Origin of the sequence: Winogradskyella ouciana, assembly GCF_009709615.1 — a bacterium.
Lineage (GTDB): Bacteria > Bacteroidota > Bacteroidia > Flavobacteriales > Flavobacteriaceae > Winogradskyella > Winogradskyella ouciana.
On record NZ_WJYA01000340.1, the window covers coordinates 1 to 206 of the forward strand.

A 206-nucleotide genomic window follows, 5' to 3' on the forward strand; every position below is an offset into this window, starting at 1 on the left:
GCCAACGGAACGGCCATTGGCTACAATAATACAGCCTCAGGTGATGGAAGCTTCGCCTTTGGTCAGTTTGCGATAGCATCTGGCTCAGGTTCGGTGTCATTTTCTGGCAGCAACGCAGCAGGCAGCCAAAGTCTGGCAGGTATCAACAGTGCGACATCGGGAACTTTTGCAATAGCATTGCAAGGCGGTAATGCTACTGAAGAGTC

1 protein-coding gene is annotated in these 206 nt (G+C 51.5%); it reads left to right on the plus strand.

Annotation, left to right across the window (positions count from 1 at the left end; all coding sequences use genetic code 11):
* Positions 1 to 206, plus strand: a 206-nt coding sequence (locus F1003_RS16545; RefSeq protein ID WP_155090396.1) for a hypothetical protein, incomplete at both ends; no start/stop codon positions are given.